The sequence below is a fragment of the Corallococcus silvisoli genome (assembly GCF_009909145.1).
In the GTDB taxonomy this organism is placed as follows: domain Bacteria; phylum Myxococcota; class Myxococcia; order Myxococcales; family Myxococcaceae; genus Corallococcus; species Corallococcus silvisoli.
In genome coordinates this window covers 270,777-294,950 of sequence record NZ_JAAAPJ010000001.1, presented here as the reverse complement: position 1 = coordinate 294,950, position 24,174 = coordinate 270,777, and the positions used below count along the sequence as shown (strand labels likewise).

The following is a 24,174-nucleotide window of genomic DNA, read 5'->3' as shown; positions in this document are numbered from 1 at the left end:
CCCCGTCCTTGCCGACGGGGGCGACTTTTTTCGTCCCCTCCCATCCCGGGAATGTCCTCGCCATCCACCGGTTCGTGCCGCCGGGGGGGAAGCGCCGTCCACGACTGCCGTGGCCGCCTGCCGGAGAAATTCCGTGTCCATCACACCGTGTCCCATCCCCCTGCCTTCCGCTCTCCGTGACGAGGAGACGGTGGATGACCAGCGCAACCTTTTTTGTCCCAACTACGACGCCTGCCTGCATCAGGTCGTGAAGAAAGGCTGGGAAGGCTGGAGTTGCCGGGGGTGCGACCTGCGCCGCTTCCGTGTGGGCCAGCCGACCGCCCAGCAGTTCGCGGTCGCCCGTCCGGGGGGTTGGGACGCGCAGTGAAGGGCTGACCTCACCGGTCAGGGCCAGCCGGCCATCCAGCCGGCAGAGATTATTTGACGCCCCCTGGCCCTCTTGGCAGGAAGGGACATGCGCTCCAAGAAAACCAAGTTCATCTTCGTGACGGGCGGCGTGGTCAGCTCGCTGGGGAAGGGACTGGCCTCCGCATCCATTGGCGCCCTCCTGGAGAACCGCGGGCTCGACATCACGCTCATCAAGTTGGATCCCTACATCAACGTGGATCCGGGCACGATGAGCCCCTTCCAGCACGGCGAGGTCTTCGTCACCGAGGATGGTGGCGAGACCGACATGGACCTGGGCCACTACGAGCGGTTCACCCACGCCCGGATGAGCCGCCTCAACAACTTCACCTCCGGCCGCATCTACAACGCGGTCATCACCAAGGAACGTCGCGGTGAGTACCTGGGCAAGACGGTCCAGGTGATTCCCCACATCACGGATGAGATCAAGGCCAGCATCCGCCAGGCCTCGCAGGACGTGGACGTCGTCATCGTGGAGGTCGGCGGCACGGTGGGCGACATCGAGTCCCTGCCCTTCCTCGAGGCCATCCGCCAGATGCGCTACGACGTGGGCAGCCAGAACGCGGTCTACATCCACCTGACGCTGCTGCCGTACATCGGCGCGGCGGGCGAGGTGAAGACCAAGCCCACCCAGCACTCGGTGATGAAGCTGCGGGAGATTGGCATCCAGCCGGACTTCCTCCTGTGCCGCACCGACCGGGAGATCTCCCGCGAGCTGAAGGACAAGATCGCGATGTTCTGCAACGTGGACAACGGCAACGTGTTCACGTCCCCCGACGTGCGCAGCATCTACGAGCTGCCCCTGGAGCTGCACCGCCAGGGCCTGGATGAGCGCCTGGCGGAGGTGCTCAACATCTGGAGCCGCGCGCCCCACCTGGAGAAGTGGGAGACCATCGTCCGGAAGATCTACGAGCCCGCGCGCGGGGAGGTCACCGTCGCCATCGTGGGCAAGTACGTGAACCTCACGGAGAGCTACAAGAGCCTCAACGAGTCCCTGCTCCACGGCGGCATCGCCAACGACGTGCGCGTGCGCCTGCGCTTCGTGGACAGCCAGGACGTGGAGGCGCAGGGCCCGGAGACGACGCTCGCGGGCGTGGACGCGGTCCTCGTCCCCGGCGGCTTCGGCGTGCGCGGCACCGAGGGGAAGATCGCCGCCGTGCGCTACGCGCGCGAGAAGAAGCTGCCGTTCTTCGGCATCTGCCTGGGCCTCCAGATGGCGGTGGTGGAGTTCAGCCGCACCGTGCTGGGCCTCAAGGGCGCCAACAGCCTGGAGTTCGACGAGCACACCGCGCACCCCGTGGTGACGCTGATGGAGAGCCAGGTGAAGGTGCAGGACAAGGGCGGCACCATGCGCCTGGGCAGCTACGCGTGCGCCCTCAAGCCGGGCAGCGTCGCGCACAAGCTCTACGCCCAGGACGCCATCCAGGAGCGCCACCGGCACCGCTACGAGGTGAACAACGCCTACCGCGGCCGGCTCCAGGAGGCGGGGCTCGTCATCTCCGGCCACAACCCGGAGCTGAATCTGGTGGAGATGATCGAACTGTCGGATCATCCGTACTTCGTCGGCTGCCAGTTCCACCCGGAGTTCAAGAGCAAGCCCTTCGCCCCCCACCCCCTCTTCTCCGGCTTCATCGGCGCGGCGCTCGCCCAGCGGGACGCCGCCCACGGCCAGCCCCCCGCCACCCCGGTGCGCGCATGAGCCCCACGCCCTCCATCCAGCTGTGCGGTCACACCGTCGGCCCCGGCCAGCGCCTCTTCGTCATCGCCGGCCCGGACAGCATCGAGTCCGAGGAGATGGCGCTGCGCCACGCGCACCTGCTCAAGGACATCACCACCCGGCTGGGCGTCCCGTATGCCTTCAAATGTTCCTATGACAAGGCGAACCGGACCAGCGGCAAGTCCTTCCGCGGCCCGGGGCTGAAGGAAGGCCTGCGCATCCTGGACCGCGTGCGACGGGAGGTGGGAGTGCCCGTCCTCACGGACGTCCATGAAACCAGCCACGTCGGGCCAGCCGCTGAAGTCGTGGATATCATCCAGATACCCGCGTTCCTCTGCCGGCAGACGGACTTGGTGGAGGCGGTCGCCCGTTCGGGCAAGGGGGTGAACTTGAAGAAGGGACAGTTCGTGGCCCCCAAGGACATCGTCCACTCGGCGAGGAAGGCCGTGGAGACAGGCAACCCCAACGTGCTCGTCACCGAGCGGGGCTCCTCCTTCGGCTACAACAACCTCGTCGTCGACATGCGCGGCCTCGCCCAGATGCGCGAGGCGGGTCTCGTCGTGTGCATGGACGCCACCCACGCCGTGCAGCTGCCCAGTTCCAGCGACGGGAAGACAGGCGGCGAGCGCAGGTTCGTCTCACTGCTTGCCCGGAGCGCGGCGGCTGCCGGGATTGACGCTTTATTCACAGAAGTCCACGAAGACCCCGACCGTGCCCTGTGTGACGGTCCCTGCTCGCTCAATCCACAGATGTTCGAGGACGTGGTACGAGATGTGCTCAGCATCCGCCGCGCGCTGGGCCACGAAGCAGGTTGATGGACGCGAAAGGTGAGGAGGCCATGCAGACGGAAGCGCCTTCCAAGCCGGGCAAGGAAGAGCTGACGTCCCGTGCGTCGCGCGTGCGCTTGCTCGTGTTCGACGTGGACGGCGTCCTCACCGACGGCGGGCTGTATTACGGCGACAACGGCGAGGCGATGAAGCGCTTCAACGTGAAGGACGGCCATGCGCTCGTCATGGCCCGTCTGGTGGGGCTGCCCGCCGCCATCCTCACCGCGCGCACCTCGCGCATCGTGGAGGCGCGCGGGCGCGAGCTGGGCCTGGCCGCGGTCTTCCAGGGCCGCAAGCAGAAGGGCCCTGCCCTCCAGGAGCTGCTCGCCCAGCTCCAGGTGCCCGCGGACGCGTGCGCCTACATGGGCGACGACCTCAACGACCTGGACCCCATGTCGCTCTCCGGGCTTTCCGCCTGTCCGGCGGATGCTGTTCCTGAGGTGCGCCAGGAGGCACACTTCGTTACGCAGAACGTGGGCGGTCACGGAGCCGCCCGGGAGCTGGTCGAGCTGTGCCTCCGTGCCAGTGGCCGTTGGGATGACGCCGTGGGTCTGATGCGAAGCACAGGTAAACGCAGCACGTCGTAGGGTGGGTTGATCAAACCCCGCATTCAAGGTAGGTGTTTATTTCCATGGCTAGTGGAACGATGCAGTCCGAGGGGAGTACGGCGATGACGGACCAGCTCTACACGACGCACGACATCAGTCGGTTGCTTCAGGTGGACCCGTCGACGGTGAGCAAGTGGATTGACCGCGGCATCCTGATGGCCTTCCGCACGCCGGGTGGCCACCGCCGGGTGCGTTCGACCGACCTGCGCACCTTCCTGGTCACCCACCAGATGCCCGTGCCCGAGGAGCTGGGCAGCAGCACGGTGCGCCTGCTTGTCGTGGACGACGAGCGCCCGGTGCTGGACGCCATCAAGCGCGCGTTCAAGCCGCACGCGAACCAGGTGGAGCTTCAGACAACGACGAGCGGCGTGGAGGCGCTGCTGCTGGTGTCGGAGCAGAAGCCGCACGGGATGATCATCGACCTCAACATGCCGGATATCGACGGCATCGAGGTCTGCAAGCGCATCCGCGCTCGCAAGCAGATGGAGGGCGTGCGGCTCATCACCATGACGAGCAATCACACGCCTGACGTCGTGGAGCAGTCCAAGCAGGCCGGCGCGGTGGCGTGCCTGGCGAAGCCGCTGGACGTGACGCAGGTGATGGAGCTGTTCCGGGTGCCGCTGGCGCTCAACACCAGCGCTACCCGCAAGTGAGGGGACGGGGGCTTCCGCCAAGCCCAACGCGGAAGCCCTCGGGTCGACAGGATGCTTGCGGGAGTCGCCGCGCCTCGCTCACGCGAGGGCAGCGGCCTCCCTGTTGGTTGATGCCTGCGCATCAGCCCATGGCGTTGATGCATGCGCATCAACCCTGGACCTTCACCTCGACGACGCGGGGCTTGGTCTCCTCGCGGCGCGGCAGGGTGAGGGACAGCACGCCGTTGTCGTAGCGCGCCTCCACGCGGGTGGCATCCACCGTGTCCGGCAGGCGGAACTGGCGCGCGGCGACGCCCGTGGCGCGCTCCTGGCGTCGCAGGGTGGTGCCCTCCGCCACGGCCTCCGCCTTGCGCTCGGAGCGCACGGTCAGCACGCCATCCTCCACCTTCACCTGGATGGACTTGGCGTCATGGCCCGGCAGGTCGATGCGCAGCGTGATGCCGGACTCGGCCTCCAGGATGTCCGCCGCGGGCGTCACGGTGCGCTCCGCGTTGTCGCGGACGCCGGGCGAGGCCAGCTCGCGGAAGAGGAAGTCGAAGTCGCGCAGCAGCGGCAGGGCGACGGCGGCGTTGTAGGGATTGCGGGCGTTCAGCATGGTCTTCTCCTGTTCGTGACGTCCGTTCGGACGCACGTCGTGCGGGTTCACAGTCGTTGTTGAATGAGCGGACGTGCCCCGTCCCGGTGTTCCGGCGGGGCCCGGCGGCGCCTCACAAGACTCAAGAGAACCATGCTTCGGGACGTGTCAAGCAACGGCCCCGGCCGTCGCGGCGCCTCCGTGGAAGGCCCCGCGCCCGCCTGCCTGCTCCCCGGCCGGAGGGCCGTTCGCGCGCGCGTCAGTCGTCGTCGCGGCCCAGCGTGACGACCGCGCCGTCCTCGTCCCGGGTCACCCGCACCTCCCAGGGCCGGCAGCAGACGGGGCAATCCTCCACGTAGGACTCGGCGGAGGCGCCCAGTGAGTCCACGTCGACTTCCACCTCTTCACCGCAGTACGGGCACATCTGCGCAGCGGCGTCCGCGAAGGGCTGCATGGTCCCAACCTCCTTGCTCGCAGGGCATGTTCGGTGACGTGGACTGAGCGTCCGCGCCATCAGACGCTAGAATCCCCACCCCATGGCTCCCCCTTCCCGGAATCGCATCGCGGACATCCTCGTCAAGGCGCGCGTCATCGACGAGTTGCAGCTTCGCAGCGCGCTCGCGTCCCTGGACCAGTGGGGCGGACGCGTGTCGCGCGTCGTCGCGGACCTGGGGCTGGCGTCCGAGGAGACCATCACCCAGGCCATCTGCCAGGGCCTGGGAATGCCGCGCGTGCAGCTGGGCAACCTGACGAAGGACGCCGCCGCGCTCGCGCGCGTGGACGTGGGGCTCGCCGAGCAGAAGGGCGTGTTCCCGGTGCAGCTCAAGGACAACGGGAAGACGCTGGTGCTGGCGATGTCCGACCCCACGGACCTGGCCACGCTGGACCAGGTGGCGGCGCGCAGCCGCGCTCGCGTGATTCCCATGGTGGCGGGCGACCGTGAAATCGAGCACGCCATCCTGCGCCACTACCGCGGCCAGGAGCCGGTGGAGAAGAAGCGCTTCAAGCCCGACACGCGCCAGCAGCAGGCCTCGGACGAGTTCCCGGAGGAGGAGGAGTTCAAGGTCGTCGACATGAGCGGCAAGACGGTGGTCAAGCGCATCAGCGACATCGTCGACCCGAACGCGGCGCCCCCGGCGGCCGCCGCCGCCCCCGCCGCGCGCGCCGCCCCCGCGCCCGCCGCGAGCGCGGGCTCCAGCGCGTCCGACATCCTGGATGAAATCCTCGCGGGCGGCTCGCCCACCTCCGAGTGGACGGAGGAGGACCTCGCCCGCCTGCAGACGGTGCAGCAGAACCAGGAGAAGAGCTCCAAGATCCTCCGCGCCCTGCTGGAGCTCATCTTCGAGAAGGGCGCCGTGCAGCAGCGCGAGCTGGCCGCGCGGATGCGCGTCTGACGCGCCCAGGCCCCGTCAGCGCAGGCCCACCGGGATGACCAGCTTCTCCGCGGTGTGCGTCTCGGAGAACTTCGCCACCTTCACCACCGTCAGCCCGCTGGCCTTCGCCGCGCCCATCACCTCGCCGTCGGTGAGCCGCGACGCCTTGCCCTTGGGCCGCACGACCCAGATGGCGCCATCACGCTTGAGGCCCTGCTGAAGGGCCGTCAGCCGCTCCAGGTCGGAGGCCGTCTCCACCGCGAAGAAGATGATGTCGCTGTCCTTGCCCACCCGCGTGGACGGGGCGGCGCCCACCTTCGCGGTGAGCTGCTCCCGGAAGGCCTCGTCCTTCATCCCCACGGTCGCGATCTTCTGGCCCGCCTTGACCCCCAGCTTGTCCAGGAGGCTGCGCGGGTTCTTCAGCTTGTGGGCCCACTTCCCGGTGAGCTCCGGGCCCAGCGCGAAGCTCGCCACGCCCTCCGCCGTGGACACCTTCAGCGTCCCCTGCTCCACCGTCACCCCGAGCACGTTCTTCACCGGGATGTTGAAGCGAAACGCGCCACGGAAGCTCAAGCCCTCACTTTCAAGGTAGGCCCTGCCCTCGCCGGATTTCCCCTGGAAGGAAACCTTGCACTGCGCCTCTGAACCCATGTGCCCCCCCGCGCATCACGTCGGCTGCACCGATTCACCGAACTTGCGGCCCAGCTCCTTCAAATACGCATCCATGTTGCGGTGATGCCCCATCACGAAGCGCGACACGAAGCGGTAGAACGGATGGGTCACCGAACCGTTCTCCGTGATGGACACCCGGCACCCCTCGGCGTGGGGCTCCGCCTTCCAGGTCCAGGTCCCGCCAAACGGCAGCTGGGGATCCGCGATGCGCGTGACCAGCGTCGCCCCAGGGGGAGGCGCCACCTGCATCACCTCGGAGGGGATGGGCCCGCTCGAGTCCTCCACCAGGTAGACCGACCGGCCCTCCCTGTCCGGCAGGCGCTCCACGCGTTTGAGATTGGCATTCCATGAAGGCCATTGCGCGATGTCCGCGATCACCGGCCAGACCACCTCCGGCTGCTGCTTCAGGACAATGCTGCGCGTGGCGACATGGTCCTGGGGAAGGGCTGCCCCAACGACAGCCATGATGCCAACCAGCCCCAGCAGCGAACCCAGGATGCCGACAATCCACATGACAATCCTCTTATTCACGAAAGATAGAGATAGACCAGACCCGCCGATGGCGTCAACCCGACGGGTTGGATGTCAGCGCAGCTCACTGCCCTGGATGCCGTGTTTGCGCATGAGCTCGAAGAAGGCCCGCCGCGCCTTGCCACTGGCCCTCGCGGCCTGAGAGATGTTGCCTCGATGGCGGCGGAGCGCCTCGGTGATGTAGCGCCGTTCAAAATGATCTATCAGGTCGCGCTTGGCGCGCTGGAATGTCAAATCCAGACGCATTCCAGGCAACTCCTCTTGCCTGTTGGATTCCGGATCCATCAGGTCGATGTCCTCCGGTTCGACAAGCCTCCCCAGCTGAAGCGCGGTGAGGTAGCGAACGACGTTCTCCAGCTCCCGCGCGTTGCCCGGCCAGGAGTACTCCTGAAGCCACTTCACCGCGCGGGGCGAGTATTCGGCCCGCGAGAGGCGGTAGGCCTCCGCGTAGTGTTCCGTGAAGGCACGCAGCAGGGGGAGGATGTCGGAGGGCCGCTCCTTCAGGGGCGGCACCCGCACGGGCACGACGCGCAGACGAAAGTAGAGGTCCGCGCGAAAGATTCCCCGGCGCACGGCGTCCTGCAGGTCCGCGTTGGTCGCGGCCACGATGCGCACGTCCGCCCTGCGCGTCCTGTTCTCCCCCAGCCTGCGGTACTCGCGCTCCTGGATGAAGCGCAGCAACTTCACCTGGCTCACCAGCGCCAGGGAGTCCACCTCGTCGAGGAAGAGCGTCCCGGACTCGGCGCTCGCGACCAATCCCTCGCTTTGCAGGCGCGCCCCCGTGAAGGCCCCCGACACGTGGCCGAACAGCTCGTTCTCCAGCAGCTCCGCGGGCAGCGCCCCACAATTGATGGCGACGAACGCACCGCGCTGCCGGCTCTGCTCGTGCAGGAAGCGCGCATAGCGCTCCTTGCCCACGCCCGTGGGTCCGGTAATCAACACCTCGGTGAGGGTGGGGGCGACCTTCGTCAACTGCTCGAGCACCCGTCGATGCTCCGGACTCCGACCAACCATTTCCATGAGGCTCTTCGATTCGGCGTCGCTCGAAACATCCCCGGCACACGCGCCGGGCGTCATTGCCAGTGGACCTCCCCGACCTTCTCGTACGGGGATGCTCGCGAAACTTCCCGCCGCCCCCAGGATCCGCGCCAGGAGCGGGCCGTCTCTTCCGGCTCAGGGCGCCGGGCCCTTTTCCACATCCACCTTGAGGGCTCTCAGGGCCGAGGCGCGCCAGAGCTCTCGCAAGCTCCGGATGCCGGGCCCGACCGGGCCTTCTCCCTTCTTCGGGAAGCGCTCGGGGCCCACCAGGAAGTGCGCCATCATCCCTCCCGGATAGCGCCCCGCGTTCGTGACGTGCGGGGACGAATGACAGTGCAGCGGCCAGTCCCCCGGATTGTTCGCCACGAACACGATGTCCACCCGCTCCCCTGGCCCCAGCGTCACCGTGTCCATCAGGGCCGGGTCGGTCAATGGCTGTCCATCCTTGTGCGTCACCAGGAACTCATGCCCATGCAGGTGCATGGAGTGCGACAGCGCTCCCGCGTTGATGAAGCGCACCCGCACGACGTCCCCCAGGCGCGGATGGAAGGACTCCGTCTCCGGATAGGAGCGGCCATTGATGGTGAAGATGTCATAGAGCCCGGAGTCGCGCGGATGCCCCGGCGTGCCCATGTCCGCGTAGTCGCGGTTCCACTCGTCGAGCAGCATCACCAGGTCCTGGTCCACCGCGGGCTCGGCCGTGCGGGGGAGGATGATGAGCGCCCCGCTCATGCCTCGGTCCAGGTGCTCGTTGGTGTTGACGTGACAGTGGTACCAGTGCGTCCCCGCCGGCCGCGCGATGTATTCGTAGGTGTAGCTCTGGCCCGGCGGGACGGGGTTCGCCCAGACGGGGAGCTCCATCCCTTCGTGGGATTGCCCCGCGGGGTGCGGATGGGGAGCGCCATCCATCCGGTGCGGCACCCAGAGGCCGTGGGAGTGGAGGGAGTGCGGGTTGGAGGTCTCGTTCACCAGGCGGATCCGCACCCGGTCCCCTTCCCGCGCCACCAGCGTGGGCCCGGGGATGCTCCCGCCAAAGGACCAGACCTTGTACATCGTGCCGTCCGCCAGCCTCAGCTTGCGCTCGCTCACGACGAGCTCGTATTCCCAGACCGCCTGACCGTTCTCCATCCGCGGCTTCAGCTTCGCGCGCAGCAGGTCCAGCCGGGCGGAAGGCGGTGGCAGGGTCTCCTCCATCAGCTCCTCCTGCGATTGGGCATGCCCCGGACCTCCCGCCCACAGCAGGACCAGCGCGACACAGGAGAGCCGCAGGGCCTTGGCAATGGCTGTCATCGCGTCAGACCGCCGCCATGACCAGGGCGGAGTGGATGCCCGAGAAGCCATTGCTGAGCTTCACCAGGTGGCCGCACGCCGCTGCGCGGCCCGCGTGCGCCAGATAGTCCAGGTCACAGCCCGGTCCTGGCTCGTCCAGGTTGATGGTGGGGAAATGGAACTGGTGGCGCAGGGAGAGCGCGCAGGCAGCCACCTCCAGCGCGTTGGACGCCCCCAGCGCGTGCCCCAGCATCGCCTTGAGCGAGTTGACGGTGATGGCTCGGGAGCGCGCCCCCAGGACGGCCTTGATGGCGTTGGTCTCACACAGGTCGTTCTGGGGCGTGGAGCTGCCGTGCGCGCTGACATGGTCGATGGCCTCCGGAGGCAACCGCGCGTCCTCCAATGCCAGCCGCAGGCAATGCGCCAACGACAGCCCATCCGCCGCCAGCTGGGTCATGTGGTAGGCATTGCTCGAGGACGCGAAGCCGGTGACCTCCGCGTAGATGGGCGCCCCACGCTCGCGGGCGTGCTCCCGCTCCTCCAACACCAGCAGCGCCGCCCCCTCCGCCAGGACGAAGCCGTCCCGCTGGCGGTCGAAGGGGCGGGACGCGGCGGTGGGAATGTCGTTGCGGCGGGTGGTGGCGCCAATGACGTCGAAGGAGGCGAAGACCATGGAGGTGAGCGGAGCCTCCGCTGAACCCGCCAGGGCCACGTCCGCCACGCCGGTGCGCACCAGGTCGAACGCCGTGGAGATCGCATCCAGCGAGGCCGTGCACCCGGTGGACACCGTCAGCACCAACCCCTCGCAGCCACAGCGGGCCGCCAGCTCGTCCGCGACGGTGTGGAAGGAGAGCTGCCGGAGCAGGGCCGGGGGCGCCACGGACGGCGCGCCGAGCTCCCCCCGCTCGCGTCGCAGGAAGGCCGCCTCCACTTCGATGGGCGCGCCCACCGCGTTGCCCAGGACGAGCGCGGAGCGGGTCTCATGCAGACTTCGCAGGTCCGCGTCCTTCAGCGCGAGGTCCAGCGCCAGCTCCGCCAGGAACGAGCGGCGGTCCGTGTGGCGCCGCTCATCCTCGGGCAGCAACGCGTCCGGAATGCGGCCCGCCACCCGCGAGCGCAGCGTCTCCACCGGGAAGCCTCCCGGCAGCTCCGTCAGGGCCACCGTCCCGCTGCGGCCCTCGCGGATGCCGTTCCAGAAGGCCTGCCGGCCCACTCCCACCGGAGAGACCGGCCCCACCCCGGTGATGACGACGCGACGACGGTTCGAGTTCATGGCTGGAGGTCTCCTCGCGAAGGGGCGGCCCCTCCGCTCAAGGTCATCACGTAGTCCGCGAGCAGCTCGATGTCCGGGCGGTCCAGGACGGCCCCCCAGGCGGGCATCAGGGACGACTTGCCCACCGCGCTCCCGCCGGAGCGGATGGCGGTGATGATGCTGTCGCGCGTGAGCATCCCCATCTCCTGCGCGGAGCGGTGGTTGCGCGGCGCCACGAAGAGGTGGCGCGCGTTGATGCCGCGCCCGTCGCCCCGCACGCCGTGGCACTGCGTGCACAGGAGCCGGTACAGCCGCTGCGCGCGACGCTTCGGCTCGGGCACCGTCTCCACCGCCACCCACGCCTCCGCCTTCACGACCGGAGCCTGCGCGGCGGCGGCGGGGGGCTGGGCCAGGTAGTCGACGATCGCGGCGATCTGATCGCTGCGCGCATCCGACCGGGGCATCAGGCTGCGCAGCCAGTAGCCCGGATCCGCGATGTACGCCGCCATCCACTCGCGCTCCAGGCGAGCACCGGCGGTGGACAGCTCCGGTCCGGACACCCCGCCCTGCCCTGCCCCGGACTGATGGCAGCCGCCGCAGGGCAACAGCTTGGAGAAGTGCACCTGCGCGCGGATGGCGCCGTGGGGCTCCGCGATGGGGTACGGGTTGAGCTCCCGCTTGAGCCCTCCCAGATGCGCGGCCACCTCCCGCGCGTCCTTCGCGGACAACGCCAGATGCGCTGGCAGACGGGCCACGTCCACCCGGTCCCCCTCCGCCGTGGGCACCACGTAGCGGTAGGGGAGCCAGCCCGCGGGCCGCACCCGGGTGGGCGCCTGGAGCCAGGACTCCACCCACTCCGGCCGCAGCCTCGTGCCCGCGTATGACAGGTCCGGCCCCTCGGCCTTCTCCGCGTCCAACACGTCGCCGGTGCCGGCGGGCCGGGGGACATGACAGCCCTGGCACCGGTCGCGAAACAGCGCCGCCCCCGGGCCCTCGGTGGCCCGCGTCCTCGCCGCGCGGGCCGGGCCCCCGGCCTTCGCGACGCCCGCCAGCAAGAGCCCCAACAGCAACGTCCCCCGCGCCACGCGCTTCATGACGCCACTTCCGGGTCGAGGAAGGCCACCGGGCGGACCCAGCCTCCGCTGCCCCGGTGGACCTTGATGGGAAAGCACGCGACCCGGAAGCCCGCCGCGGGCAGGCGCTCCAGGTTGCACAGCTTCTCCATCACGCAGAACTCCGCCTCGCGGCCCACGAAGTGCGCCGCCCACACGGTGTCCGCCCCCTGCTCCTCCATCCGCCGGCGCATGACGCCATACGCGGGGTCGATGCTCCACGCGTCGGTGCCGAACACGCGCACGCCTCGCGCGACCAGCAGCCGGACCAGGTCCGCGGACAGCCCCCGGCCCCGGTCCGAATACCCCTCCTGCCCGAAGAAGGCCCCGGCGCCGGTGTGGAACAGGACGATGTCTCCCTCGACAATCAGGTGGCCCTGGCGCTCCTCCCAGTCCAGCAGCTCCTCGGGCGTCACCAGCGCGTCAGCGGGCCCCGCCTCCACGTCGACGCAGCACCCCTCGCTCCAGAACCACTCCAGCGGCATCTCGTCGATGGTGCGCGCGGGCACCCCGTTCACCCTGGGCGCGTAGTGGAACGGCGCGTCCATGTGCGTCCCCGCGTGGGTGATGGCGGTGATGCGTTCGCTCGCCCAGGCGCGTCCCCCCTCCAACCGCTGGGGATCCATGCCCACGAGGCTCGCCAGATGGGCGCCCCCCGCCTCGTGTGGCAGCCGCTCCAGCACCACCGGCACGCGCTCGCCCGGATTGGGGCCGAAGGGCGCGCTCAAGTCCACCAGCCGCGCGAAGCCGCTCATGGCTCGCCCACCTTCACCGCCAGCACCGCGTCCGGCGACTCCGGCGCCTTGACCACGTACTGCCCGGGCCGCTCGAACTTGAACGTGAACCGGTCTCCGGACTTGAGGAGCCCCGAGGACAGCAACTGGCCTCCGCCCTCGACCGTCAGCGCGTGCGTGGCGGTGGACACCGTGTGCCCGGTGTTGGGCGAGTCATACCGCCACCGCACGCTGTCTCCGGGGCGCAGCACCAGCTCCCTGCGGTCGAAGTACGGAGGGGTGTCGAGCACGCGCACCTCCACGTCGCCAGCGGAGGTGTTCGCGATGAAGTCGACCAGCCCCTGGTACGCGGACAGAGGGAACGGATGGAAGCGGGCCGCCTCCTCCCCCAGCGTGCGACGGATGCGCGTCAGCCCGTCGCGCACGTCCTGCTCCCCAAGCCGCTCCGCCTCCGTCACGAGCCGGTCCCGCACCTGCTGCCCCTCCAGGTCGACGGGCCGCAGGCGGGACAGCGCGTACTGGAGCGCGAGCCGTCCTGGCCGGTACTCGAAGCGGGACTCGACCGAGGCGCGCTGCCCCGCGCCATCCGTCGCCTGCACGCTGAGGATGTGGGGCCCCGGCGTGAGCGATACCAGCTCCAGGAACCCTTGCACGGGCGTCACCGGCACGCCGTCGATGCGGTACTCGGTGTCGCGCACCCCGGAGACGCGGTCGGTGATGCGCACCGACAGCATCGTCCGGCCTCCCTCCGCGACCCCCGCGGGAGAGAGCACCTGGATGGACGGGGGCGCCAGGTCCAGCACGCCCAGCTTCCCGGCGTACTGCTCGGAGAACCAGAGATTGCCCTGCTTGTCGAAGCCCAGACCGAAGGGCCGGGAGCTGCGCGCGGTGGGCGGCACCCCGGGCTCCAGGTCGGGCGCGCCCGTGGGCATCGGGAATGACGTGAAGGCCCCGGTGGACGGCCGGTAGCGCAGCGCCAGGTTCCCATCCAGCGCCAGCGTCCACACGCCACCGGACGGCGACACGGCGATGCCAGCGGGGCGCCGCGCCTCCGCGGGCACTTCGATGATCCGCGGCGTCTGCGCGTCCGGAGCCAGATAGCCCAGGCGGCCCTCCAGCTTGGCGAACCAGACGCCGCCTTGCGCATCCACCGCCAATCCCGCCGGTCCGCTGACGACGCCCGTGCTCTCCGTGCCCAGGCGCCACTCCCGGATCGCCCCCGTCGCGGGATCCAAGCTGCCCACGGTGTCGGTGAAGCCCTCCGTGAACCAGACCCGGCCGCTGCGCGCGTCGACCGCCAGCCCCGCGGGGCCCGACTGCCGGTTGGGCAGCGGATAGTTCCGGACGCTCCCGGACGCGGGATCCAACCGGCCCACCTGCCCCGCGAAGCGCTGGGTGAACCACACCGACCCGTCCGGCCCCAGCGCCACGTTGAAGGGCCAGGTGTTCTTGCCCTCCAGGGGGAACTCCTTCTTCTCGCGCGTGGTCCGGTCGAAGCGGATGAGCTTGTTGTCGTAGCTGGCGGCCACCCACACGGAGGCCTCGTGCGCCGTCCCCGGCGCACCCACGGCCACCCCCACCGGCCGGCTCTCTGGACCGAACGGGAAGAGCTCCAGCGAGCCGTTGGAGAAGCGCGCCAGCTTGCCCGTCTTCGCCAGCGCCACCCACACCGCGTCCTGCTCGTCCACCGCGACGATGGCGGGACCGCTGCCGGGATGATCCAGCGCGAACTCCTGGAAGTAGGGAGTGGGCATCCCCGCGGGGGCCTCCGGCGTCGGCTCCGAGGTGCCCTGCTTGCAACCCACCGCCAGCGCCAGCAGCGCCGCCGTCCACGTCCATCCTCCACGCTTCATTTCCGTGCCCCCCATGTGTTCGTCGTCCTCTCCACGTCCGGGTCCGCTGCCTTGATGCGCTCGAGGAGCCAATCCACCGACTGCGGAAGCCACTCGTGGACGCGGCTCGTGCCCACGTGCTCCGCGTTCCAGGTGCGCAGCTCCACGCGCGAGCCTCCCCACGCCACGAAGGCCTCCGCGTGCTCCGGGCCGAACAGGCGGTCCTGCTCCATGTGCAACAACAGCAGCCGTCCCTCCGGCGCCTTCAGTCCCCCCAGGTGGATGCGCGAGGCCAAGCCCTCCACCTCCGCATCGCCCCGGAGGTTGAACGACAGCGACAGCATCCGGCGCATGCGCTCCAGCGCCATGAGCGGTCCATCCATGCCAGCGTTGGGTGACACCGCCACGCCCGCCACGAAGCGCGGCTCGCCCGCCAGCGCACGCGCCACCAGGTGCCCTCCGAAGCTCACCCCCAGGGCACCCAGCCCACGCGCCACCAACCCGGGCTGCCGCGCGGCCCAGTCCGCGAGCGCGGGCGCCACCGCCTCCACCTCGAACAAGGGTGTCCGGGGCCGGGCGCCGAACGCCGCTGGCAGGTCCAAGGCCAGCACCGCCATCCCCCGGGCCAGCAGCGGCTCTCCAAAGGCATGCAGCTCCACCTCGCACAGCGAGTCCAACCCGTTGAACAGGACCACCAGCGGCGCCGGTCCCGTCGCCGGCAGGCGCAGGTAGCCCGTCACCGGTCCCCGTGGCGTGGCGAGCCGCACCGCGCGGCCCAGCCCCGGCTGCAGCGCGAGCGCCCGCCGGTACGCCAGCCGCGCCCGGTGGCGCAGCCGCAGCGCGCTCCGCCACCACGGCGTGCCGGACGCCACCAGGTGGAGTCCCAGCGACGCCGCCTGATAGGTGCTCGCCGTCCACAGCCAGGCCTGGGCCGCGGACCGCGCCCGCCCCTCGCGCGAGGCCTGATCCGCCAGCTGCCGCAGGTCCATGGCGGAGCCCAGGAGCGCCGCGGTCCACTCCTGGCCCGCATCCATCCTCCGGGTGGCCGCCTCCAGGGCGCCGAAGGGGACCCCCGCGAAGGCCGCCCGGAACACCATGAATCGACGTGGCTCCATGGCGTCTACCGTCCCGCGGACGCGCCAGTGCCCGGCGTCGCGCCCGGCCCCAACGTCGCGCTGGACACGCCCTCGATGCACAGCCGCCCCAACTTGTTGGCGAACTGCTCGGAGAACCACAGGCAGCCCTGGCTGTCGCGGTCCAGCCCTCCCATCCACGCGCCCTCGGCGGGAATCTTGTAGATGGACACCACCTGCTTCTTCGTGAGGTCGAAGCGCAGGATGGCGTTGTAGAAGACCGTGGACACCCAGATGGCGTTGGACGCCTTGTCGTAGTTCACCTTGAACGGCGCGGACTGAACGGGCAGCGCGTACTCGGTGATCTTCTTCGTCTTGCGGTCGAACATGCCCAGCTTGTCGCTGCGCATCTCCGCGAACCAGATGTTGCCGTCCGCGTCCTCCATCAGCGACAGCGGCCAACCCAGACGCGTGGGCAGCTCCCACGTCTCCACCGTCCACCGGTCCTTGTCCAGATGGCCAATGCGGTTGCCCGTCTTCTGCGCGAACCAGACCTCGTTCGCGCTGTCGACGAAGATGGTGCGCGGCTCCGCCTTGGGATTGGGCATGTCCAGGAAGCGCCACTCGCCCTCGGGCGTCATCCGCGCCAGCTTGTTCGCGTCGCTCAGCGCCACCCACACGTTGTGGTCCAGGTCCACCGCGATGCCCACGGGCAGCGCGCCGGGCAGCGGGATGGCGTACTCCGTGATTTTGAAGTCGCGGATGCGCGCGATCTTGTTCGCCGTGCGCAGCGTGACCCAGACGTCATCGCCGCAAGGATCCAACGACATGGACGTGGGACCGGATTCAGGCGTGGGCGTCTTCAGCTCGTGCAGGGCGCCATCCTTGTAGTACCCGATGGCGCTGCCGCCCGGCCCGGGGGGGAAGCCCGGGCTCACCCAGCCTCCGCCCATCTGCGTGAACCAGACGGTGTCGCGCGCATCCACCGCGACGATGCCCGGCACCGACTGCGGCGTGGGGACCTCCAGCTCCATGAACTCATGCCGCGCGTTGACGATCTTCCCACCCGGCCCCGCTCCGGGCGTCTCCCCGGCCAGGTACGACAGGTCCGTGCGGACGATGACGCCCACCACGTTGGAGCCCTGCTGCGCGAACCAGAGGTTGCCCTTGGAGTCGAGCGCGATGCCGGCCGGGAACGCGTCCTTGCCGGGCAGCTCGAAGTACTCGAACGTGCGCGTCTTCGGCTCGAAGCGGCCCACCCGGTTGGAGAACAGCTCGCTGAACCAGATGTCCCCGCGCTTGTCCGCCGCCAGGAAGAAGGGGCCCCCGTGGCGGTTGTCCGTGGCGAACTCCTGGATGGAGCCGTCCTCGTGGATGAGGCCGATCTTCCCCGCGTTCCGCATGGAGAACCAGACCTGTCCGGCGCCGTCCACCACCAGGCCGCACGGCTTGGAGTCCGGGGTGGGGAGCTTGAACTGGTCGAACGTGCCCGTGCGCGGGTCGTAGCGGCCCAGCGTCCCGACGTCGCGCATGGCCACCCAGACGCGGTCCTGACGGTCCACGGCGATGCCGGTGGACTTGGTCTTCGTCGCGGGCAGGGGCACCTCCGTCACCTGCCCCGTCTTCGCGTCGATGCGGGCCAGCTTGTCCGCCATCGTCTCTGTCACCCAGCCATTGCCCTGGGAGTCCAGGACGATGGCGGTGGGCCACGCGTCGGGCGTGGGGATGTCGTAGCGCACCAGCCGGGTGCCGTCCGCGCTGCGCCGGGAGATGCGGTTGGCCAGACGCTCGGCCACCCACATGTCTCCATCCGGACCGAAGAGGATGCCCATGGGACTGGAGCCTTCGGTCCCGGTGGTCCACTCGGTGATGGTGCCCCCCTGGTCCAGGCGGGCCACCTTGTTGACCGCCGGCACGTCGATGAAGTTGCGAGCGAAGCGCCCGCCGCTCTCCGTCACCCAGACGCGGTCCTTCTCGTCGATGGCGATGATGTGCGGCACCGCGTGGGGAGTGGGCACGTCATACGCGAACAGCGAGAAGGGGCGCTTCGCGCTGGAGCGCAGCTGGTGCAGGCGGGCCTGCACCTTCGTCACCGCGGACTCCACATACGCGTCGGTGGCGGCGGCGCTGGGCGCGCGCCCCGGTTCGGAGGACTCCGGGCTCCGAGCGACCGCGGCCGGAGCCAGGTCGGAGGCCTGCGTCGCCAACGACGCGGAGCACCCCAGGGCCCAGCCCAGCCCGGCCAGCAGCCATGCCCTAACGGCTCGCATGGGCCACCTCCTCCAGGTTCTCCATGCGCCGCTTGAGGCCCAGCATCGTCTGCAGGCTGTTGTTGCGGATGAGCTCCAGCATCTGGGCGCGGACGTCGTCCGGCCCGGTGAGCGCCGCCCCCGTCTCCGTCAGGTAGCGGGTGGCCACGTCCAGGTGGAGGTCCACCTCATGGCGGCTGGTGATGATGGTGGCGTCCTGCTCGCTCGCCACCTCCCACCAGCCGTAGTGCCGGCGCAGGAACGGCGGCGGCTCCGGCTGGTAATAGAAGATGCAGTCCCCCTGGAGGACCCGCATCGTCTTGAAGACATCCGTGCGGCCCCGGCTCCGGACGGTCATCTTCAACACCTGCGTCTGCGCGTCGGCGTAGAGCATGTCGATCTTCAGCACGTGCGGCGCCACCTCCGGCCAGGACTCCAACCGCCAGAAGGCGTCGAGCACGGTGCGCGCGTCACGGGCGATGCGGATGCCCACGGAAAACGTTTCCATTGTTCATTGACCTCGAAAGTGAATGCGGGAGAGGAGGTTGGCGTTCTGCTGCGTGAACCAGATGTTTCCGTCCGCGGACGCGAGGATTCCGCGCGGCTTGGCGCTGGCGATGCGCATGGGGATGAGCTCGAAGGCCCGGGTCCGCGGATCGAAGACCGCGATGCGATTGCCGCCCACGCCCCCCAGGCCGCCGCCATCCGTCAGCCAGATGCGACCGCGCGCATCCTTGGCCAGCCGCACGGGCTCCGCGTCGCTCGCCGGCACCGTGAACTCCTCCCAGCGCCGGGTCCCCAGGTCCAGGCGCGCCAGCTTGCCGGCGCCTCCCTCGGCCACCCAGACCGCCGCGTCGTCCACCAGCACGCCAATGGGCGAGCTGTCCGGGGTGGGCATCGCGTGGACCTCGAAGGTGTGACGGACGGTGTCGAACCGCGCCACGTAGTTCCCGGCCTCCTCCGAGGCGGAGATCCACAGCCCGCCCCGGCGGTCCGCCGCCAGGTGGAGCGGGCTGCTGCCTTCGCGCGGCATCTCGAACAGGTCGAAGCGGCGCTCGGCCCTGTCGAAGCGTGCGATGCGATTGGCCCCCAGCAGCGTGAGCCAGACCGCGTCGTGCTCGTCCACCGCCACGCTGGAGGGCAGCGCGGCATCGATGGGCAGGGGATACTCGTCCACGTGGCCCGTGCGCGGCTCCAGCCGCGCCAGCGCGTTGGTGCGGAACTGGGCGATCCAGAACTGGCCCGAGCGATCCATCGCCATGCCCGACGGCATGCTGGAGACGCTCGGCAGCGCGTACTCGCGGAAGCGCTGCGTGCGCCGGTCGAAGGCGCCAATGCGGTTGCCGTAGAGCTGGTTGAACCAGAGCAGCCCCTCCGCGTCCTCGATGAGCTCGTTGCCCGGGCCACTTCCAGCGTGTGGAAGCGCGAAGTCCTCCTGGCCCAGGAGCGCCTGGGGGCCCTCTGGCTTGGGGCTGGGCCCCGGAGCAGGCACCCCACCGCGAGTCCCCTGCGTCCCCGCGGGGGGAGCCACGCGCGGCGCGCCATCTCCATCCCCGGGCGCCGGGGGGCCGCCTGGGGAGGGCGCCCAGGGCTTCTCACGCCCCGAAGCCTGCACGGGCCCCAGGGAAGGCCCGGGGACGGGATCCGGGTAGCGGGCCAGCTCCTCCGGCACCACCATGCCAATCTTGTTGCCCGTCTGCTCCGTGAACCAGACGCGGCCCTTGCGGTCCACGGTGATGCCGCCCGGCCGGCTGTCCGGGGTGGGAATCTTGTACTCGAGGATCTTCCCGGTCCGGGTGTCCATCATCCCGATGGCATTGCCAAACACCTCGGTGAACCAGAGCCGGTCCTTCGCGTCCGCGACGATCTTGAACGGCGCGGAGAAGCGCGTGGGCAGCGCGTACTCGATGATCTGGTCACCCACGACCTTGGCGAGCTTGTTGCCCACCATCTCCACGAACCAGACGGTGCCGTCGCTCGTCTCCGCGATGCCCGTGGGACGCGCGTTCTCCGTGGGGATCTTCAGCCGCACGAAGCGGCGGCGCGCCGGCTCGTAATAGCCAATCTCGTTCGCGGTGCGCGCCGTGTACCAGATGCGCTGACGGCGATCGACGTACACCGTGCGCGGCTCGGAGTCCTTGCCGGGCAGCTCCACCTCCGTCACCTTGCCATCGGGAGTGATGAACCCGATGCGGTTCGCGTACCGCTCGGCGAACCAGATGCGCCCCTTGGCGTCCAGGTCGATGCCCAGCGCGTATCCCTTGGGGCTGGGCAGCGGGAACTCGCGGATGGTGCCCGAGGGGTCCAGGCGGCCAATGCGATTGGTGAGGCGCTCCGTGAACCAGACGGCGCCAGAGGCGTCCATCACCAGCGAGTCGACGCCCACCGTGCTGCCGTCGCTGCCGGGCGTGGGCGTGGCGAACTCGATGATCCGCCCCTGGTCATCCACCTGGCCCAGCTTGTTGTTGGCGGGGATGTTCTCGAACCCATAGAAGTCCCCGCCCCCTTCGGTGAACCACAAGGTGTCGTCCTTGCGGCTGGGGATGATCATCCGGGGCACCGCGCGCAGGGTCGGGATGACGAACTCGCGAAACGCCGCGTGGTAGGGGAACTCGGGAGGCGAGTCGGTGGTGCCGTCCGGGTTCTCCACCGTCACGGCTCCGCGCATGAAGTGGTGGCGGAAGCAGACGTAGGGGTACACCCCGGCGCGCTTGAACGTGTAGCTCCACTCCGCCCCCACGGCGAGGTCGCCGGAGAAGAGGATGAGGGCATCGTCGGTGATGGAGTGCACCATCTCCGGCCCGTGGTTCTTGAAGGTGATGGTGTCGCCCACCCGGGCACGCAGCGACAGCGGCGTCATGTACGGCGGCGCATCCGTGAGGTCGATGACGTGCGTCTGGCCAGCGCGAGCCTGCACCGCGAGGAGCAGGCCCATGAGCAGCAGCAGGCCACGCGAGGAGGAACCCAGGGTCACGGCGAGGCCCCCGTGTCGCCATTGCCTTCCGCCAGCAGCGGCGTGATGCGCGCCGCGAGCTCCTCGACCGTATGGACGTTGCGCACGTCCGCGGCCACCCGCGACGGCAATCCCAGCCGCTGGCAGACGACCGCGGACAACTCCACGGTCTCCAGCGAGTCGATGCCCAGCTCCTCCTGGAGATGGGTGGAAGGCTTCACGGTGCCGGGCGGGTGCCCGAGCGAGTGGAGGGACTGGAAGATGGTTTCGATCACATCAGGGGTTGGGAGCGCCATGGGGGTTCCTCAGGTGTAGAGCCACAGCAGGTCGACGCACTGATGTCCCAACGACAGGACAAGCACCGACCGGCCTGGGGAAAGGGATTGAAGGAGCTCGCAGGCGAGCGCCGCCGCGAGCGCGCTGCCAGCCCCCAGCGCGTCGCCCACCGTGCGGCACACGTCGAACAGGCGGAGGCCCTCTCCGCGGGTGCGCCGGAGGAGCCCATGCAGGACCCGCTCGGTCCCGCTCCAGGGAGGGGCGTCACACACCACCGCTTCGAGCGGCCGGTCCCGGACGTGCCGGTCCAGGAACCCGCGCAGCCGCGCCTCGGCGTTGACCGCCGTGGTGAGCCGGAAGCTCGCATGAGCGCCAATGACAGGCGCGCCCACCGGGGCGGCCCCCTTGCGCAGCAACAGGAACGCGGACGCCTCCGCGAGCGGGGCCGGCCGCTCGTCATCACCGAGCGCGGTCAGGACCAGCGGGGTCACGGGCGCCTCCGCGCCCCCCGCCAGCATCAGTGAGCCGGACGCGCCGTGGCGAAGCCGGTGATAGGCCATCCCAATGGCCTGCCCACCGGAGCACCGGTCCGTGGTCACCGTCTTGGCGATGCCCTGCATCCCCAGCGCGATGGTGGTGTGTCCCTGGGCGGCGGCGGGAAACCAGGCGGTGGCCAGATAGGGGCTCACGGCCCCGGCGCCCTGGGTGTGCAACGTGCGGATCTGCGGTTCGGTGAAGGTCCAGCCCGCCAGCATGTTGCCCACGAAGAGTCCGCACGCCGTCCGCTCCTCGGCGGACAGCGGCGCGAGCAACGGCTGCACGGCGGCCAGCGTGAGCAGCGAGAAGCGGTCCATCTTGCGGAACTCCCGCGGCGGGAGGTTCGCTCCCGCCGCGAGGTCCTGCTCAGAAACCAGGCGATCCCGCTCCGGGTCGAAGCGGTGATGGCTTCGCACCGCGGAGAGAATCTCCCCCAGCGTCCTCCATCTCGGGGTGAAGGCGGCATGTGATTGGACAAAGACAGGGCATTCACCGCCCTGCCGGGAGATGTCAGGAGAGGACATGGCTGGAATGCGGTGCGGTTAGCGGGGCTTGGAGCGGCCCTGACGGACGTTGGCGGAGGAGGGTCCGTAGTTGTCGACCACCCGGAAGATGTAGAAGCGGGCGGGCACCTGGAGCGACCCGTAGAACACTCGCGCGAGCGCGGCGATCTTCGGATCCTCGACGGGCCCATGCCGGCGCACGTACGAGTTCTCCGCGTCCTCCAACGTGTTGTATTCGCCGTAGTTGAAGGACATCCGCGAGGCCTCGGCGGCCCGAGGCGAGTACGGCGTCTGCCGCTCCGGGGCGGGAGCCGTCGTCTCCACGAGCACGTCATCCCCCAGGAAGCCCGCGGGCTTGCGGCCGCGGGTCACGGTCTTCACGTCATCCAGCGCCTTCTCGTACTGCTCCCAGTACTTGGGGAACGGGATGAACATGCCCAGGTGGGCCACCTGGTTCACCTTGCCCTCGGCGAACTCATTGCCCTTGGGCTTGCGGTTGATGGCCTGCGGGGTGAAGGCCTGCGTGAGGACGGCCGTGTGGACCTCCGGGGCACGGCGGACATACGGCGCCACGGCGTCCAGCCGGCGCTTGAGCATGTTCTCCGCCGCGACGGCGTTGGAGAAGCGGGCGTAGGTGGCGTACTTGAGCGCCAGCGTGTCCAGGCTGTCGAGCACGCGCTCATTGATGAAGCCGGGTTCGCGTTGGTACGCGACGCGCGTCGACGCCAGGGCCTCCTTGAACTGCTGCTGGGCTTCTGGCGCGACGTCATAGACGATGATCTGCGCCACGGGCCCCTGCTGCTCCCCGGGCGGCTGGGCGGCGGCTGGCGCGGACATCGCGAGCGCGCAAGCGAAGGTGAACAGCGGAATCAACTTTCGCATGGTTGGGATTTCCTTTCCGGAGTCGGAGGGCGGACTCAGCGCGCCATGTAGTTTTCGATGACGACGCCCGAAGCCACTCCCGCCACACGGCTGCCGGCGCGCGACAGCTGCGCGCTCTTCAGCGTGGAAGGCAGCTCGTAGTATTCGGTGTAGGCCGCGTAGCCATTCCCATCCGACAGCGAGAGGATGGCGGTGCCGGACATGCCCGGGCGCCCGGTGATGGCCTTGCGGATGTCGTCCAGCGGCGTCTTGGCGTCGAAGAACTCCACGCTCGCCGTCTGGCCCACGTAGCCGATCTTCATGAAGTTGAGCGACGCGGTGTACTCCTGGAACACCTTGCTGTCCTGGTACGGCATGGCCCGCACGAGCGTGGTGGCGGCCTTCTTCACGCCCTTGGCGTGGTTGCGCTCCCAACTCCAGTCACTGAGGATGACATCCACCAGCTTGCCCTGCAGGCGCGTGGGCGACGCGCTGGCGAGGGAGTCCGTCTTGGATTGCCGGTAGCGGGTGATGGAGGTCCCCATGTCCGGGTCGAAGTAGCGGCCGAGGACGATGTACGTCGGGTCCGCCTCGCGGTGCGCGGGCAGCACCTCGACGATCTTCTCGCTGCCGAAGCCCGTCGCGACGCGGTCATACGGGCCGGAGCGCAGGGATTGGGTCAGGAAGGCGCTCTCCCCGCCCTTCTTCACGGTGTAGATGTCGATGGTGAAATAGCTGGCGAGCGCCGCGGCTTCCATCTCGTACACGGGCTCATCCGCGTGCGCGAGGGTGCCGCACAACAAGGCTGGCGCCATCGCCAACCATCGCAGTGCTTGCTTCCAGGTGGGACTGCACGTCTGCCTCATGGTCCATACCTCCGGTGGGTGGAAACTGCGCTGTACGGGCGCGCTGTACGGGCAGCCAGGACATGAGCAAGCGTGGGGCCAACGTCTGCCCTTCTAAAAAGACAAGCAATTACACAATGTTGGTCTTTCTCGGACTAACCTGACGGACCTGTCAGGTCGGATATTTTTGTCCAGCTCCATGGGCACTCCCCCCTGCGTGCCTAGGATGATTTTGACCTCGGCCGAGGGCTGGGATTGGCGTCACGGCGCGGCGCCCTCC

Annotated in this window: 24 protein-coding genes; 6 read left to right on the top strand and 18 right to left on the bottom strand. The window is 69.3% G+C overall.

The features are described from left to right. The first annotated feature begins 133 nt into the window (after window positions 1-133). The 5 genes from GTY96_RS01080 (at window position 134) to GTY96_RS01060 (ending at window position 4,210) form a co-directional block, all read left to right on the top strand. A complete protein-coding gene (locus GTY96_RS01080) occupies window positions 134-367 on the top strand; it encodes a hypothetical protein (protein ID WP_120560722.1) in 234 nt (77 codons plus the stop codon). A gap of 87 nt (window positions 368-454) precedes the next feature. Beyond that, complete coding sequence (locus tag GTY96_RS01075; RefSeq protein WP_143897648.1) at window positions 455-2,104, top strand: CTP synthase; 1,650 nt, start codon at window positions 455-457, stop codon at window positions 2,102-2,104. Beyond that, window positions 2,101-2,937 (top strand): 3-deoxy-8-phosphooctulonate synthase, encoded by an 837-nt coding sequence (gene kdsA / locus GTY96_RS01070; RefSeq protein WP_143897646.1) that lies wholly within the window; start codon window positions 2,101-2,103, stop codon window positions 2,935-2,937. Before GTY96_RS01075 ends, kdsA begins: the two co-directional genes overlap by 4 nt. A gap of 23 nt (window positions 2,938-2,960) precedes the next feature. Further along, window positions 2,961-3,536 (top strand): KdsC family phosphatase, encoded by a 576-nt coding sequence (locus GTY96_RS01065; RefSeq protein WP_186001785.1) that lies wholly within the window; start codon window positions 2,961-2,963, stop codon window positions 3,534-3,536. A 44-nt stretch (window positions 3,537-3,580) separates the two neighbouring features. Continuing rightward, window positions 3,581-4,210: a response regulator gene (locus GTY96_RS01060; protein ID WP_143897642.1), complete on the top strand. Its 630-nt coding sequence runs from the start codon at window positions 3,581-3,583 to the stop codon at window positions 4,208-4,210. Window positions 4,211-4,358: 148 nt separating this feature from the next. Here GTY96_RS01060 and GTY96_RS01055 read toward each other — a convergent pair whose 3' ends face one another. Both GTY96_RS01055 and GTY96_RS01050 read right to left on the bottom strand, forming a co-directional pair. After that, window positions 4,359-4,802 (bottom strand): Hsp20/alpha crystallin family protein, encoded by a 444-nt coding sequence (locus GTY96_RS01055; RefSeq protein ID WP_370456548.1) that lies wholly within the window; start codon window positions 4,800-4,802, stop codon window positions 4,359-4,361. A gap of 241 nt (window positions 4,803-5,043) precedes the next feature. Further along, window positions 5,044-5,238, bottom strand: a complete 195-nt coding sequence (locus tag GTY96_RS01050) for a CPXCG motif-containing cysteine-rich protein (RefSeq protein WP_143897638.1) — start codon at window positions 5,236-5,238, stop codon at window positions 5,044-5,046. A gap of 82 nt (window positions 5,239-5,320) precedes the next feature. Between GTY96_RS01050 and GTY96_RS01045 the strand changes: the two genes are divergently transcribed. Continuing rightward, on the top strand, window positions 5,321-6,178 hold the full coding sequence (locus GTY96_RS01045; RefSeq protein ID WP_143897636.1) for a GspE/PulE/PilB domain-containing protein: 858 nt from the start codon (window positions 5,321-5,323) through the stop codon (window positions 6,176-6,178). Between the two features lie 15 nt (window positions 6,179-6,193). Here GTY96_RS01045 and GTY96_RS01040 read toward each other — a convergent pair whose 3' ends face one another. The 16 genes from GTY96_RS01040 to GTY96_RS00965 form a co-directional block, all read right to left on the bottom strand. Then, window positions 6,194-6,730: a DUF3052 family protein gene (locus GTY96_RS01040; protein WP_143897634.1), complete on the bottom strand. Its 537-nt coding sequence runs from the start codon at window positions 6,728-6,730 to the stop codon at window positions 6,194-6,196. Window positions 6,731-6,823: 93 nt separating this feature from the next. Next, window positions 6,824-7,342 (bottom strand): SRPBCC family protein, encoded by a 519-nt coding sequence (locus GTY96_RS01035; RefSeq protein ID WP_161663638.1) that lies wholly within the window; start codon window positions 7,340-7,342, stop codon window positions 6,824-6,826. 72 nt (window positions 7,343-7,414) lie between these two features. Beyond that, window positions 7,415-8,374, bottom strand: a complete 960-nt coding sequence (locus GTY96_RS01030; RefSeq protein ID WP_161663637.1) for a sigma 54-interacting transcriptional regulator — start codon at window positions 8,372-8,374, stop codon at window positions 7,415-7,417. Window positions 8,375-8,533: 159 nt separating this feature from the next. Continuing rightward, window positions 8,534-9,688, bottom strand: coding sequence for a multicopper oxidase family protein (locus GTY96_RS01025; protein ID WP_161663636.1), 1,155 nt, complete (start codon window positions 9,686-9,688; stop codon window positions 8,534-8,536). A gap of 4 nt (window positions 9,689-9,692) precedes the next feature. Next, window positions 9,693-10,940 (bottom strand): beta-ketoacyl-[acyl-carrier-protein] synthase family protein, encoded by a 1,248-nt coding sequence (locus GTY96_RS01020; protein ID WP_143897627.1) that lies wholly within the window; start codon window positions 10,938-10,940, stop codon window positions 9,693-9,695. Further along, window positions 10,937-12,013, bottom strand: coding sequence for a c-type cytochrome (locus tag GTY96_RS01015; protein WP_161663635.1), 1,077 nt, complete (start codon window positions 12,011-12,013; stop codon window positions 10,937-10,939). The genes GTY96_RS01020 and GTY96_RS01015 overlap by 4 nt, the downstream gene beginning before the upstream one ends. Then, window positions 12,010-12,786, bottom strand: a complete 777-nt coding sequence (locus GTY96_RS01010; RefSeq protein WP_143897623.1) for a cyclase family protein — start codon at window positions 12,784-12,786, stop codon at window positions 12,010-12,012. Before GTY96_RS01010 ends, GTY96_RS01015 begins: the two co-directional genes overlap by 4 nt. Further along, the gene (locus GTY96_RS01005) at window positions 12,783-14,618 is read right to left on the bottom strand and encodes a virginiamycin B lyase family protein (RefSeq protein ID WP_161663634.1); all 1,836 of its coding nucleotides are present in this window, start codon (window positions 14,616-14,618) and stop codon (window positions 12,783-12,785) included. The genes GTY96_RS01010 and GTY96_RS01005 overlap by 4 nt, the downstream gene beginning before the upstream one ends. Further along, the gene (locus tag GTY96_RS01000) at window positions 14,615-15,712 is read right to left on the bottom strand and encodes an alpha/beta hydrolase family protein (protein ID WP_161663633.1); all 1,098 of its coding nucleotides are present in this window, start codon (window positions 15,710-15,712) and stop codon (window positions 14,615-14,617) included. Before GTY96_RS01000 ends, GTY96_RS01005 begins: the two co-directional genes overlap by 4 nt. A 5-nt stretch (window positions 15,713-15,717) precedes the next feature. Beyond that, window positions 15,718-17,940, bottom strand: a complete 2,223-nt coding sequence (locus tag GTY96_RS00995; RefSeq protein WP_161663632.1) for a virginiamycin B lyase family protein — start codon at window positions 17,938-17,940, stop codon at window positions 15,718-15,720. After that, window positions 17,927-18,427 (bottom strand): SRPBCC family protein, encoded by a 501-nt coding sequence (locus tag GTY96_RS00990; RefSeq protein ID WP_143897613.1) that lies wholly within the window; start codon window positions 18,425-18,427, stop codon window positions 17,927-17,929. Before GTY96_RS00990 ends, GTY96_RS00995 begins: the two co-directional genes overlap by 14 nt. Window positions 18,428-18,430: 3 nt before the next feature. Then, window positions 18,431-20,893 carry a virginiamycin B lyase family protein gene (locus tag GTY96_RS00985; RefSeq protein ID WP_161663631.1) on the bottom strand — a complete coding sequence of 821 codons (2,463 nt, stop codon included), beginning with the start codon at window positions 20,891-20,893 and terminating at the stop codon, window positions 18,431-18,433. After that, window positions 20,890-21,168 carry an acyl carrier protein gene (locus tag GTY96_RS00980; RefSeq protein WP_161663630.1) on the bottom strand — a complete coding sequence of 93 codons (279 nt, stop codon included), beginning with the start codon at window positions 21,166-21,168 and terminating at the stop codon, window positions 20,890-20,892. The genes GTY96_RS00985 and GTY96_RS00980 overlap by 4 nt, the downstream gene beginning before the upstream one ends. Window positions 21,169-21,177: 9 nt before the next feature. After that, entirely contained in the window at window positions 21,178-22,101 is a 924-nt protein-coding gene (locus GTY96_RS00975) for a beta-ketoacyl synthase N-terminal-like domain-containing protein (protein WP_161663629.1), read from the bottom strand. 126 nt (window positions 22,102-22,227) lie between these two features. Continuing rightward, on the bottom strand, window positions 22,228-23,070 hold the full coding sequence (locus tag GTY96_RS00970; RefSeq protein WP_143897605.1) for a hypothetical protein: 843 nt from the start codon (window positions 23,068-23,070) through the stop codon (window positions 22,228-22,230). A gap of 35 nt (window positions 23,071-23,105) precedes the next feature. Continuing rightward, window positions 23,106-23,864: a hypothetical protein gene (locus GTY96_RS00965; protein WP_161663628.1), complete on the bottom strand. Its 759-nt coding sequence runs from the start codon at window positions 23,862-23,864 to the stop codon at window positions 23,106-23,108. Between the last annotated feature and the right edge of the window lie 310 nt (window positions 23,865-24,174).